Genomic DNA, 12,252 nt, shown 5'->3' with positions numbered 1-12,252 from the left:
CTGCCGGCCTGGCCATTGAGAACAGGAGCGCCCCATGCGGACGCAGGTTGCGATCATCGGTGCCGGCCCGTCCGGCCTGTTGCTGGGCCAGCTGCTGCTGCGCGCCGGTATCGATACGCTCATCGTCGAACGGCAGGCGCCCGACCACGTGCTGGGGCGTATCCGTGCCGGCGTGCTGGAGCAGGGCAGCGTGGACCTGCTGCAATGCGCCGGCGTGGGCGAGCGCGTGCAACGCGAAGGCTTGCCGCATCATGGCTTCGAGCTGTCGCTGGACGGCCGGCGCGAACGCATCGATCTGCTGCACAGCTGCGGTCGCGCGGTCACCGTGTATGGCCAGACCGAGGTGACCGCCGATCTGATGGATGCACGTCAGCGCAGCGCTGCGCCCAGCTACTACAACGCAGACCAGGTCAGCCTGCATGCGCTGGACAGCCCTGCACCGCGCGTGGAATTCATGCATCACGGTACCCGCCTGCAGGTGGACTGCGACTACATCGTCGGCTGCGATGGATTTCATGGCGTCAGCCGCGCCAGCATTCCCGCCGAGCGCCTGCGCGTGTTCGAGCGCGTGTATCCCTTCGGTTGGCTGGGCGTGCTGGCCGACACGCCGCCGGTGCACGATGAGTTGATCTATGCGCGGCATCGGCTGGGGTTTGCCTTGTGTTCGATGCGCTCGCCCACGCGCAGCCGCTACTACGTGCAGGTACCGGCCAACGCGCGCGTGGATGCCTGGAGCGACCAGGCATTCTGGGACACATTGCGCGCACGTCTGCCGGACGCGTTGGCCATGCGCCTGGTCACCGGCCCGTCGATCGAGAAGAGCATTGCGCCGCTGCGCAGTTTCGTGACCGAACCGATGCAGTACGGCCGCCTGTTCCTGGCCGGCGATGCGGCGCATATCGTGCCGCCGACCGGCGCCAAGGGACTGAATCTGGCATTGGCCGATGTCGGCCTGCTTGCGCAGCTGTTCGCGCGCTGGAAGGCATCCGGCGATGCCGGTGTGCTGCAGCAGTATTCGGCGCTGGCATTGCAGCGGGTGTGGAAGGCCGAGCGCTTTTCCTGGTGGATGACCACGCTGCTGCATACCTTCGACGATGAAGACGCCTTCACCGCACGCATCCGCACCGCTGAGCTGGACTATCTGCTCGGCAGCGCGGCAGGGCGCACTACCATTGCAGAAAACTACGCAGGGCTGCCAATGGTCGATCCGGTCAGCGCCTGACACCGCAACCCTGACGGTAATTCTTTGATTACCAGCAATTGTGGAAGTGTCCTGGTGCACTTTCGGGTGGCTAGCGCGGTAGCGGACGTGCTCGGTAGGGTGGCCTGGACGCGTGGCGGTCGCTGTCCGAGCACGCACGCGTCAAACCCAATCGTGCGCGTATGCCGAGTCCCCCGCACGCGCAAGGCCCCTTCCACCCGAGGAGATCCCCATGAAAAAGACCCTGTTTTCTCGTGCTTTGTTACTGATCATGCTGGTCGCACCGATGGCTGCGTTTGCGCAGACCGCGGTGACCGAAAACACCAACCACCAGAAGATGCTGATCGGCTCCAACTGGCTGGAAACGGCCAACAAGCGCCTGGTCTACGATTTCTGGCGCATCGTGTTCGAAGCCGGCCAGGTGGATTACGCCCCGTTTTACATGGACAAGAACTACATCCAGCACAACCCGAATGTGGCCAACGGGCGCGATGCGTTCATCAGGTTTCTGACCGCGTTCGTTCCCAAGAGCCCGGTGCAGGAGCGGGTGCAGTTGCCGCTGGTGGCCATCACCGCCGATGGCGATCTGGTGACGCTGGTGTCGGTGCGCACGCTGCCGGATCCGCGCGATCCGAGCAAGACCTACACCACCACCTGGTTCGACATGTTCCGGATCGAGAAGGGCCTGATCAAGGAGCATTGGGACCCGGATACCATCGCCGGCCGCGCCAATACCGGCGGCCAGTAAGAGCAGCTAGCAACACTACTGCGCGGCCGCCAGGCGGGCGCGGTCGGTGCTCGGAATCCTCATGTACCACTCGTACACTGCGGTTCCTCCGCGCCGTCCGCACCCACCTGACGACCGCTCGCTACGTTTTTTTTAGCAGCTCTAAGTCTGTGACTGATCGCCGGCCTGCAGGCCGGCGATCTGCATTTCAGAGATACATGACCCGCGCGTCGGGTAAACGCAGGCAGCGTCTGCGCGGGTGAATCACTCAGCCGATGCGGAAGCCCATCGTCGCTTCCACTGCCTGCTGCCAGCCGGCATACAACTGTTCGCGCTTGTCCTCGGCCATCGCCGGCTCGAAGCGACGATCCACCGCCCATTGCTTGGCGATCTCTTCGCGGCTGCTCCAGAACCCGGTCGCAAGCCCCGCCAGATACGCCGCACCCAGTGCCGTGGTTTCGGCCACTTCCGGGCGCAGCACCGGCACATTGAGGATGTCGCTCTGGAACTGCGCCATGAAGTCGTTGGCGATGGCGCCACCGTCGGCGCGCAGCTCCTTCAGTTCGATGCCTGAGTCGCTCTGCATCGCGGTGAGCACGTCGCGGGTCTGGTAGGCCATCGATTCGACCGCCGCACGCACGAAGTGCTCCTTGCTGGTGCCACGGGTCAGGCCGAACACCGCACCGCGAATGTCGCTGCGCCAGTACGGCGCGCCCAAACCCACGAACGCCGGCACGATGTAGACGCCATCGTTGTCGCCGGCGCGTTCGGCATAGGCCTGCGAGTCGCTGGCCTTGCCCAGCATGCGCAGGCCGTCGCGCAACCACTGCACCACCGAGCCGGCGACGAAGATGGCCCCTTCCAATGCGTATTCGACCTTGCCGTCGACGCCCCAGGCGATGGTGGTCAACAGGCCGGCCTTGGACGCCACTGCCTTGTCGCCGGTGTTCATCAGCATGAAACAGCCGGTGCCATAGGTGTTCTTTGCCATGCCCGGCTCGAAACACGCCTGGCCGAACAACGCGGCCTGCTGGTCGCCGGCAATGCCGGCGATGGGCACCTGTTCGCCGTAGAAATACTGGGTCTGGGTCATGCCGTAGACTTCGCTGGACGAGCGCACCTCCGGCAGCATTTCCTTCGGCACGTCGAGCATCGCCAGCAGCTCGGCGTCCCATTCCAGCGTGTGGATGTTGAACATCATGGTGCGCGAGGCGTTGGTGTAGTCGGTGACGTGCACCTTGCCGCCGGTAAGGTTCCAGATCAGCCAGCTGTCGATGGTGCCGAACGCCAGCTCGCCGTTGCGCGCGCGCTCGCGCGCACCTTCGACATGGTCGAGGATCCACTTGACCTTGGTGCCGGAAAAATACGCATCGATCAGCAGGCCGGTCTTGTCGCGCACCATCTGCTCGTGCCCGGCCTCCTTGAGCTGGGTGCAGATGTCCTTGGTCTGCCGCGACTGCCACACGATGGCGTTGTAGATCGGCTGGCCGGTGGCCTTGTCCCACACCACCGCGGTTTCGCGTTGGTTGGTGATGCCGATCCCGGCAATCGAGCGCGCGTCGATCTGCGCGTTGTTGAGCAGCTCGGTGATGGTGGTGTAGACGCTGGTCATGATCTCGCGCGGGTTGTGTTCCACCCAGCCGGGCTGCGGGAAGATCTGGCCGAACTCGCGCTGCGCCACGCCGGCCACCTTGCCCTGGCGATCGAACAACATCGCGCGCGAGCTGGTGGTGCCTTGATCGATCGCAAGGACGTACTGCTTTTCCATCAGGGTTTCCTCAAACGATGCCGGCGGTTGCGCCCGGCGAGAGTGGTGGGTGCGGCCCCGGCGAGCTGCGCAGCTGCGCGTCGATCCGCCGCTGCACGCAGGTCGTTGGGACCCGCAGGGCCGGCGTGCTGTGATCAGCGCGGGTCGTGCGGGGTTGGCTCGCCCTGCAGATGGCGCACGCGCGCCGGCAGGAATGGCAGGATCAGCCACTGATACGCCAGTGCGCCGATCGGCCCGCCGATGAGCGGCCCCACGATGGGGATCCACCAGTAATTGTCCTTGGCCGGCAACGCCGCCTCGCCCCATCCGGCGAAATACGCGAACAGGCGTGGGCCGAAATCGCGCGCCGGGTTCATCGCCCACGCTTCCAGGTAGCCCATCGATGCGCCCAGCGTCGCCACCAGCAGGCCGATCATCAACGCCCCGGAATTGGCGCCCGGCGCCGCTTCGTTGAAGCGCTCGGTAATGGCGAAGATGCCGAAGATCAGGAACGCGGTGATGATGATCTGGTCGACCAGCGCATGCATCGGGGTGACCGCCAGACCGGGTGCGGTGAAGAACACCCCGGCCGCACCGCCGGCTTCGCGGGTGAGTTGCTGCACCTGGTTGTAATGGTCGATCACCGGCCCGTACAACTGGTAGACGATGGCCGCACCCAGGAACGCGCCGATGACCTGGGCGATCCAGTACGGCACGACCTTCTTCCAGGAGAAATCGCGGAACAGCGCCAGCGCCAGCGTCACCGCCGGGTTGGCGTGGGTGCCGGACACCGAACCGGTGACATAGATGGCCAGCGTGACCGCCAAACCCCAGGCGATGCACACGCCCCAATAGGCGTTCTGATACGGGCTGGGGTCGTAGAGCACATACATCGCCGCCACCGAATCGCCCAGCGCGATGATGATGAACATCGCCACTGCTTCGGAGATCAACTCACCCACGAGCTGACGGTTCATGCGGGCAGTCCCGGATGCTGGTCACGGCTGCGGGCAGGGTGCTGCGACGCGCGCGCTGGCGCGCCGGGGAATCGGATGGTGCTCATCAGGGGTGCCCTCCACGTGGCTCGGGGTGATGCCGGCAATGCGCCAGGATACGTTGCCGGACGACCCGTCCTCGCCGGCAACGCGTGTGTTCAGACGGTTGCGACGTCGCGCTGCTGCAGTGCGTGGGTCTGCAGATAGTGTTCCAGCCGCTGGCGGCCGGCTGCGTCGATGCGTAGGCCGAGTTTGCTGCGCCGCCACAGGATATCGTCGGCGGTCAGCGCCCACTCGTGCTGCTGCAGGTAATCCACCTCGGCCTGGTACAGGTCCGCGCCGAAGTGCGTGCCCAGACCGGCCAGGTCCTGCGCATCGCCCAACAGCTGGTCTGCACAGGTGCCGTAGTTGCGCACCAGCCGCTGCGCGGTGGCCGCCGGCAACCAGGGGCGCGCGTTGCGCACCCGCTCCAGCAGGCTGGCGATGTCGCGCTGCTCACCGCCGGGCAAGGCTTCGCCGCGTGCAGTCCATGCCGGCTTGCGCGCGCCCAGCGCATGGGTGAGCCGGTCGACCGCTTCTTCGGCGAGCTTGCGGTAGGTGGTGAGCTTGCCGCCGAACACGTTGAGCAACGGCGCACCGTCATTGACCACTTCGAGTTGATAGTCGCGGGTCACTTCGGCGGCGTTGTCTTCGGCGTCGTCCAGCAGCGGGCGCACGCCGCTGTAGTTCCACACCACATCGGCGGGGCTGATCTGCTGCTGGAAATACAGGTTCACCGCGTCGCACAGATACTGCACTTCGGCCGCATCGATCTTCGGCGCGGCCGGATCTGCCTCGTAATCGACATCGGTGGTGCCGATCAGGGTGAAATCGTGTTCGTACGGGATGGCGAATACGATGCGACGGTCCGGTTGCTGAAAGATGTACGCGTGGTCGTGATCGAACAATTTGGGCACCACGATGTGGCTGCCCTTGACCAGGCGCAGCGCATGCTGGTGCGGCACCGCGGCCACCTTGTCCAGGAACGACACCGCCCACGGGCCGGCGGCATTGGCCAGCGCGCGCGCCTGCACGGTGCGGCGACGGCCCTGGCGGTCTTCGAGTTCGGCGTACCAGAACCCGGCATCGCGCCAGGCACCGACACAGCGGGTGCGGGTATGGATCCTGGCGCCGCGCCTGGCGGCATCCATCGCGTTGAGCACCACCAGCCGTGCGTCCTGCACCCAGGCATCGGAATACACAAAGCCGGTGCGCAAGAATTCCTGCAGCGGCGCGCCAACCGGATGCGTACGCAAGGAGAGCCGGCGCGAGCGCGGCAGGCTGCGCTTGCTGCCGCCCAGGTGGTCGTACAGGAACAGGCCGGCACGGATCATCCAGGCCGGGCGCAGATGCGGCTGATGCGGCAACAGGAAGCGCAGCGGCCAGATGATGTGCGGGGCCAGCCGCAGCAGCACCTCGCGCTCGGCCAGCGCCTTGCCGACCAGCGCGAACTCGTACTGTTCCAGATAGCGCAGGCCGCCGTGGATGAGCTTGGTGCTGGCGCTGCTGGTATGCGCGGCCAGATCGTCCTGCTCGCACAGGCACACCGACAGGCCGCGGCCGGCCGCATCACGGGCAATGCCGACCCCATTGATGCCACCGCCTACCACCAGAAGATCGTACGTCTCGCCCATCGGTGCCTCCGTCCGGATTCGCTACTGAGCGAACCCAAGTTGTCATGTTCGAACATATTCGAACATCGCACCTTGCGGGAGCGTGAAGAGCCGAAAGGTCACGCCGGACGGTGGGCAAATGCATTGATCAACTATCGAAAGCCAGGCTTGCGATTACTTTCAGCTATAGCCAGTGACCGGCGTCCGGGTCAGAAGTCCAAAAACGTACACAAACGAACATTCGCCTCAGCCGGACGCGGGCGCGTCCGCCAGATGCACGCGGGTGCCGGCCTCGGCCAGTACTGCAGCCAGTTCCTGCGGCGGCGGTCGGTCGGTGAACCAGTCGTGCACCTGGGCGATCGCGCCCAGCCGCACCATCGCATTGCGGCCGAACTTGCTGTGGTCGGCCGCCAGCAATACCTGCCGCGAGTGCTCGATGATGGCCTGGGCCACGCGCACTTCCTGGTAATCGAAATCCAGCAGGGTGCCGTCCAGGTCGATACCGGAAATGCCGATCACCCCGAAATCCACCTTGAACTGGCGGATCAGCTCCACCGTGGCCTCGCCGGTCACGCCCTGGTCGCGTCCGCGCACCACGCCGCCGGCCACGATCACCTCGAAGCTGGGATTGGCGCTGAGCATCACCGCCACGTTGAGGTTGTTGGTGATCACGCGCAGGCCGCGATGCTGCAGCAACGCGCGCGCGACTTCCTCGTTGGTGGTGCCGAGGTTGATGAACAGCGAGGCATCGTCGGGAATGAAGCGCGCCACCTGCGCGGCGATGTGCTGCTTTTCGCACGCCTGCAGCGCCTTGCGCGCGGTGTAGGCCAGGTTCTCCACGCTCGAAGGCATGCTGACGCCACCGTGATACCGGCGCAGCACGCCGGCATCGCACAGCAAGGTCAGATCGCGGCGGATGGTCTGCGGCGTGACGTCAAAGCGCGTTGCCAGCCCTTCGACGTCGGCAAAGCCCTGCTGCCGTACCAATGCCACCAATTGCTCCTGGCGCGGGTTCAAGGCCGGCGCCGGGACAGTCCTGTAGTGAGTCGACTCCATGCGCAGATGATCGCGCATGCGCGTGAGGATGCAAGCACGACGGCTGCGCGGCGGTGCGCAGCGCGGCGCGGACAGTCATGCAGCCGTGCGGGCCTGTCTGGTCCCGCACGGACGCGCGCATGCCACCGCCACACCGCGCCCGCATGCCAGCGAGGTGACGATAACGGGCGTGCTCAGCCCAGCTCGCCGCGGTAGCCGGTATCGATGCTGATGCTGCCGCCCACCGCGCGCGACACGCAGGCGCAGAGCTTGCGGTTTTCGCGGCGTTGTTCGTCGCTGAAGAACACGTCGCGGTGGTCGATGTCGGCCGCGCTGTCGAGCACGTCCACCGCACACAGGCCGCATTCGCCGCGGCGGCATTCGGCAATGAGCTCCACGCCGGCATCGGCCAGGGCATCGAGCATGGATTCGTTTTCGGCCACCGGCACTTCCAGTCCCAGCCCGGGCAGCTTGACCACGAACGCCTGCGCCGGCACCCGGCCGCTGTTGCCGAAGGTCTCGAAGTGCAGCCGCGCGCGTGGCCGGCCGGCGGCGTGCCAGTGCTGACGTACCGCCTCCAGCATGCCCAGCGGCCCGCACACATAGACCTCGGCATTGGGCGACAGCCGCGCCAGCTCGGCGGCAAGATCGGGCGGACCAGCGCTGTCGTCGCAGTGCAGGTGCAGGCGCTCACCAAGCTGTGTTTCCAGCTCGTCCACATACGCCATGGCGCGGCGCGAGCGGCCCACGTAAAGCAGGCGGAACGCCTGGTGCCGCTGCGCCAGCCGCTGCGCCATGCCCAGGATGGGCGTGATGCCGATCCCGCCGGCAATCAACAGGATCTCCTCGCCCAATTCGTCCAGCGCGAAGTTGTTGCTGGGGGGCGACATCTCCACTACATCGCCGGGCTGCAGCGTCCACATGTGTCGCGAGCCGCCGCGGCTGTCGGGCATCTGCCGCACCGCGATGCGGTAGTACCCATCCTTGCGCGGTTCGCCCACCAGCGAATACGAGCGCACATCGCTGCGCCCCTGCAGATGCACGCGGAAATCCACATGACTGCCCACCTCGAAACTGCGCGCGGCCGGGCCTGGGTCGAGCACGATTTCGCGCACGCCCTCGCAGGCATCGGCAATGCTGACGACGTGGGCGCGGTGCCACTGGGTGTCTTTACGCATGGGGTACTCCGGGCAGATGGCCAGGCCGGGCGGTGCCGGCGTTGGAGGCATGGGCACGGCCGATCAGGGCGCCACCGCGCACCTGGCTGACCGCGGCAGGGGTTTGCAGGATGTGGCGCAGATTGCGGTGCGCCAGGCGTGCGTGCTCGCGCATCAGCGCCTCGGCGCGGCCGCCCTGGCGGTGCTCGATGGCGGCAATCGCTTCGCGATGCTGGTCCTGCGCCAGGGTGAGAATGAGGCGTGCATCGGCATCGCTGGTCTGCGCCATGACCAACCCATTGGGCGAGGCGAACGGCAGCTGCACCACGCGGGTCAGGACACGTTCGAGCACGTCGCTGCCGGCCATGGCGATCAACAGCGCGTGGAACTGCGCATTGGCCTCCACATACGCGCTGAAGTCGACGGTCTCCAGCGGCGCGCCGATGATGGCGTCGATCTGCGCCAGCAGGGTGCGCGCCTGGGCCAGTTGCATCGCGGGCACGCCGCGCTCGGCGGCGATCCGCGCGGCCAGGCCTTCGAGCGTGCCGCGCAGCTCGATGGCGTCGTGCACGTCGCGCTCGCTGAAGGCCTGTACCGCATAGCCGCCGCCCGGCAGGGCGTTGGCCAGGCCTTCTTCGCACAGGCGCTGCAAGGCCGCGCGCACCGGAGTACGCGACATGCCCAGCCGTTGCACCACGGCCAATTCGGACAGCCGCGTCCCCGCCGGCAGGGTGCCGTCGAGTATCAGTTCGCGCAGCGACAGCAGCGCGCGCGTGGTCTGCGCGGCACTGCTATGGAAGGGCGTGGTCGGTGGCATGGTGGTCTCCTGCGCAATGCGCTCAGCCCACCATGCGCAACGACAAATCCTGCGCGCGCTGCTCCTGTGCGATCAGGCGGTCGATCACCCGCCGCGCCCACATGCCGCCGGCATCCACGTTGAGGTTGTAGAAGGTGTGATCCGGGTGCGCGTCGATCGCGCGTTGCTGCGCTTCCAGCACCGCTTCGTCTTCGCCGAATACCCCGGTGACGCCGGCGCGGGTCAGCGTGGTCAACGACTGATCGTGCAGCGCGTAGTTGCGCATGAACGCCCAGAAGTAGTGGCAGGTGGTGTCGGTCTCGGGGGTGATGGTGTTGAGCACGTAGCCGTTGACGCCCTGGCTGCGGTCGCCTTCCGGTGCGCCGGTGCCGGCGATGGCCACGCCGACGTCGATGGCGATGGTGCCGGGTGCTTCGAAACGGATGATCTGCCAGCGGTCGACCTTGCCGTGGTAATCCAGGTGACGGGCGATCTGGCTGGCCCAGAACGGTGGCGGGTCGATGTTGTGCATCCAGCGCGACACCACCACCGAGCGGTCGCCGTGCACCACATCGAACGGCGCTTCGGCGATTTCGTCCTGGCCGATGCTGGAGCCGTGCACGAAGGTCTCGTGGGTCAGGTCCATCAGGTTGTCCAGCACCAGCCGGTAATCGCACTTGGCGTAGATGGTGCGGCCATCGCCGGCCCAGGCCGGGTCATGCGCCCAGTGCAGGTCGGGAATCAACGCGGTGTCGGCCTTGGCCGGGTCGCCCGGCCAGATCCACACGTAGCGGTGTTTCTCGGCCACCGGAAAACTGCGGACGCAGGCCGACGGGTTGATGGTCTCCTGCGACGGCATGTGCACGCAGCGGCCCTGAGTGTTGTAGACCAGACCGTGGTACCCGCACACCACGTCATCGCCGCGCAGCTTGCCCATCGACAGCGGGACCAGGCGATGCCAGCACGCGTCTTCGAGCGCGATCACCGCCCCGGCGGTGCTGCGATAGAGCACCACCTCCAGGTTGCAGACCTTGCGCGGGCTCAGGGCGTGCTTGATTTCGTGGTCCCAGGCGACGGCGTACCACGCGTTGAGGGGAAACAGCGGCTTGGACTGGGACATGACCGTGACTCCTGGGGTTTGTATACAACCTGGGATACGAATCGGCGCCGACGCGCCGGCCGGCAACCAGTGGACGCCCATTGCGACGCTGGCGTCCGCTTGCGAGCGAAGTTATGTATACACCGGAGACAATGTGGGAGCGTTACAGGCCCATCGAAAATGTGCGATTATCGAATTGATTCGTCGATAATCGCAGATAATCGCATTGACCCCGCCCTTTGGCTGGCTCTACCGTGGCAGCACGTTCGCAGCCCGGGGTCGTGCCATGGTCGAAATCGTTTCGCTGAACGATGCGGTGTCGCAGCTGATCGCCGATGGCGACTGCGTGGCGATGGAAGGCTTCACCCATCTGATCCCGCACACGGCCGGGCACGAGGTGATCCGCCAGCGCAAGCGCGACCTGCGTTTGGTGCGCATGACGCCGGACCTGATCTACGACCAGCTGATCGGCGCAGGCTGCGCATCGGCATTGCGGTTTTCCTGGGGTGGCAATCCAGGCGTGGGCTCGCTGCACCGGCTGCGCGATGCGGTCGAGCATGCCTGGCCGCAGCCATTGCACCTGCGCGAGCACAGCCACGCCGACATGGCCAACGCGTATGTCGCCGGCGCCTCGGGGCTGCCGTTTGCGGTGCTGCGCGGGTACGTGGGCTCGGACCTGCCGCGCGTCAACGACAGCATCAAGTTCCTGCGATGCCCGTATACCGGCGAAACGTTGGCCGCGACGCCGGCAGTGAACCCGGATGTCACCGTGATCCATGCCCAGCAGGCCGACCGCCGCGGCAACGTGCTGCTGTGGGGCATCCTGGGCGTGCAGAAGGAAGCCGCGCTGGCCGCGCGCAAGGTGATCGTGACGGTGGAAGAGATCGTCGACACCCTGGAGGCGCCGCCCAATGCCTGCATCCTGCCGCGCTGGGTGGTGGACGCGGTCTGCCACGTGCCCGGCGGCGCGGCACCGTCCTACGCGCACGGCTATTACGCGCGCGACAACCGGTTCTATCTGGGCTGGGACGCGATCGCACGCGACCGTGCCCGCTTCCAGGCCTGGATCCAGACCCACATTCTCGATACCGAGGACTTCGCCGCCTTCCAGCGTGTGTATGCGCACGCGCAGCAGCAGGTGGCCGCATGAGCGACTACACCACCAACGAGATGATGACCGTGGCGGCTGCGCGCCGCCTGCCGGATGGGGCGGTGTGTTTCGTCGGCATCGGCCTGCCGTCCACCGCGGCCAATCTGGCCCGGCTCACGCATGCGCCGGATGTCACCCTGATCTACGAATCCGGCCCCATCGGCGCCCGCCCGGATGTGCTGCCGTTGTCGATCGGCGACGGCGAGCTGGCCGAGACCGCCGACACCGTGGTGTCCACGCCGGAGATCTTTCGCTACTGGCTGCAGGGTGGCCGCGTGGACGTGGGCTTTCTGGGCGCGGCGCAGATCGATCGCCACGCCAACCTCAACACCACGGTGATCGGCGATTACGCCGCGCCCAGGACGCGCCTGCCCGGCGCCGGCGGTGCGCCGGAGATCGCGGCCAGTGCCAGGCAGGTGTTCATCATCATGCGGCAATCCAGGCGCAGCTTCGTGGCGGCGCTGGACTTCATCACCACGGTCGGGCATCTGGACGGTGGCGATGCACGGGCCCGTGCCGGTCTGCCCGGCGCCGGCCCCACCGTGGTCGTCACCGACCTGTGCGTGATGGAGCCCGATCCGGTGACCCGCGAACTCACCGTCACCTCGTTGCATCCGGGCATCGCGCCCGAGCAGGTCAGCGCCGCCACGAAGCTGCGCCTGGATTGCCGCATGATGATGAACACCTGCCTGG

11 protein-coding genes and 1 other RNA gene are annotated in these 12,252 nt (G+C 66.5%); 5 read left to right on the top strand and 7 right to left on the bottom strand.

Annotated elements, in window-relative coordinates; genetic code table 11:
* Nucleotides 1-34 precede the first annotated feature (34 nt).
* The 3 genes from pobA (at nucleotide 35) to OZ10_RS20690 (ending at nucleotide 2,087) form a co-directional block, all read left to right on the top strand.
* On the top strand, nucleotides 35-1,222 hold the full coding sequence (gene pobA / locus OZ10_RS13995) for a 4-hydroxybenzoate 3-monooxygenase (protein WP_039408766.1): 1,188 nt from the start codon (nucleotides 35-37) through the stop codon (nucleotides 1,220-1,222).
* A 211-nt stretch (nucleotides 1,223-1,433) separates the two neighbouring features.
* Nucleotides 1,434-1,949, top strand: a complete 516-nt coding sequence (locus tag OZ10_RS13990; RefSeq protein ID WP_039408763.1) for a nuclear transport factor 2 family protein — start codon at nucleotides 1,434-1,436, stop codon at nucleotides 1,947-1,949.
* A 61-nt stretch (nucleotides 1,950-2,010) separates the two neighbouring features.
* Nucleotides 2,011-2,087, top strand: a non-coding RNA gene (locus tag OZ10_RS20690) — sX9 sRNA.
* A 109-nt stretch (nucleotides 2,088-2,196) separates the two neighbouring features.
* On the opposite strand, the gene glpK is transcribed toward OZ10_RS20690, so the two are convergent.
* The 7 genes from glpK to OZ10_RS13955 form a co-directional block, all read right to left on the bottom strand.
* On the bottom strand, nucleotides 2,197-3,696 hold the full coding sequence (gene glpK / locus OZ10_RS13985) for a glycerol kinase GlpK (RefSeq protein ID WP_039408760.1): 1,500 nt from the start codon (nucleotides 3,694-3,696) through the stop codon (nucleotides 2,197-2,199).
* Between the two features lie 134 nt (nucleotides 3,697-3,830).
* Nucleotides 3,831-4,652: an MIP/aquaporin family protein gene (locus tag OZ10_RS13980; RefSeq protein ID WP_039408757.1), complete on the bottom strand. Its 822-nt coding sequence runs from the start codon at nucleotides 4,650-4,652 to the stop codon at nucleotides 3,831-3,833.
* Nucleotides 4,653-4,828: 176 nt separating this feature from the next.
* Nucleotides 4,829-6,343, bottom strand: a complete 1,515-nt coding sequence (gene glpD, locus OZ10_RS13975; protein ID WP_039565466.1) for a glycerol-3-phosphate dehydrogenase — start codon at nucleotides 6,341-6,343, stop codon at nucleotides 4,829-4,831.
* A gap of 225 nt (nucleotides 6,344-6,568) precedes the next feature.
* Nucleotides 6,569-7,396: a DeoR/GlpR family DNA-binding transcription regulator gene (locus OZ10_RS13970; protein WP_039408750.1), complete on the bottom strand. Its 828-nt coding sequence runs from the start codon at nucleotides 7,394-7,396 to the stop codon at nucleotides 6,569-6,571.
* Between the two features lie 155 nt (nucleotides 7,397-7,551).
* Complete coding sequence (locus tag OZ10_RS13965) at nucleotides 7,552-8,535, bottom strand: PDR/VanB family oxidoreductase (RefSeq protein ID WP_039408746.1); 984 nt, start codon at nucleotides 8,533-8,535, stop codon at nucleotides 7,552-7,554.
* Nucleotides 8,528-9,331, bottom strand: a complete 804-nt coding sequence (locus tag OZ10_RS13960; protein ID WP_039408743.1) for a GntR family transcriptional regulator — start codon at nucleotides 9,329-9,331, stop codon at nucleotides 8,528-8,530. Before OZ10_RS13960 ends, OZ10_RS13965 begins: the two co-directional genes overlap by 8 nt.
* A gap of 22 nt (nucleotides 9,332-9,353) precedes the next feature.
* On the bottom strand, nucleotides 9,354-10,430 hold the full coding sequence (locus OZ10_RS13955; RefSeq protein WP_039408740.1) for an aromatic ring-hydroxylating dioxygenase subunit alpha: 1,077 nt from the start codon (nucleotides 10,428-10,430) through the stop codon (nucleotides 9,354-9,356).
* A gap of 265 nt (nucleotides 10,431-10,695) precedes the next feature.
* Between OZ10_RS13955 and OZ10_RS13950 the strand changes: the two genes are divergently transcribed.
* A complete protein-coding gene (locus OZ10_RS13950) occupies nucleotides 10,696-11,559 on the top strand; it encodes a CoA transferase subunit A (RefSeq protein ID WP_039565464.1) in 864 nt (287 codons plus the stop codon).
* On the top strand, nucleotides 11,556-12,252 hold a 697-nt coding region (locus OZ10_RS13945), incomplete at its 3' end, for a CoA-transferase subunit beta (protein WP_052210034.1). The genes OZ10_RS13950 and OZ10_RS13945, both read left to right, overlap by 4 nt.

The sequence above is a fragment of the Xanthomonas cannabis pv. cannabis genome, from assembly GCF_000802365.1.
Taxonomy (GTDB): domain Bacteria; phylum Pseudomonadota; class Gammaproteobacteria; order Xanthomonadales; family Xanthomonadaceae; genus Xanthomonas; species Xanthomonas cannabis.
The sequence above is the reverse complement of the archived record's forward strand: the minus strand, read 5'-3'. Positions and strand labels throughout refer to the sequence as shown.

Excerpts from the sequence above, each read along its gene's own strand:
- glpK (WP_039408760.1), bottom strand. The coding sequence starts at position 3,696 with ATGGAAAAGCAGTACGTCCTTGCGATCGATCAAGGCACCACCAGCTCG.
- OZ10_RS13980 (WP_039408757.1), bottom strand. The coding sequence starts at position 4,652 with ATGAACCGTCAGCTCGTGGGTGAGTTGATCTCCGAAGCAGTGGCGATG.
- OZ10_RS13960 (WP_039408743.1), bottom strand. The coding sequence starts at position 9,331 with ATGCCACCGACCACGCCCTTCCATAGCAGTGCCGCGCAGACCACGCGC.
- OZ10_RS13970 (WP_039408750.1), bottom strand. The coding sequence starts at position 7,396 with ATGCGCGATCATCTGCGCATGGAGTCGACTCACTACAGGACTGTCCCG.
- glpD (WP_039565466.1), bottom strand. The coding sequence starts at position 6,343 with ATGGGCGAGACGTACGATCTTCTGGTGGTAGGCGGTGGCATCAATGGG.
- pobA (WP_039408766.1), top strand. The coding sequence starts at position 35 with ATGCGGACGCAGGTTGCGATCATCGGTGCCGGCCCGTCCGGCCTGTTG.
- OZ10_RS13990 (WP_039408763.1), top strand. The coding sequence starts at position 1,434 with ATGAAAAAGACCCTGTTTTCTCGTGCTTTGTTACTGATCATGCTGGTC.
- OZ10_RS13965 (WP_039408746.1), bottom strand. The coding sequence starts at position 8,535 with ATGCGTAAAGACACCCAGTGGCACCGCGCCCACGTCGTCAGCATTGCC.
- OZ10_RS13955 (WP_039408740.1), bottom strand. The coding sequence starts at position 10,430 with ATGTCCCAGTCCAAGCCGCTGTTTCCCCTCAACGCGTGGTACGCCGTC.
- OZ10_RS13950 (WP_039565464.1), top strand. The coding sequence starts at position 10,696 with ATGGTCGAAATCGTTTCGCTGAACGATGCGGTGTCGCAGCTGATCGCC.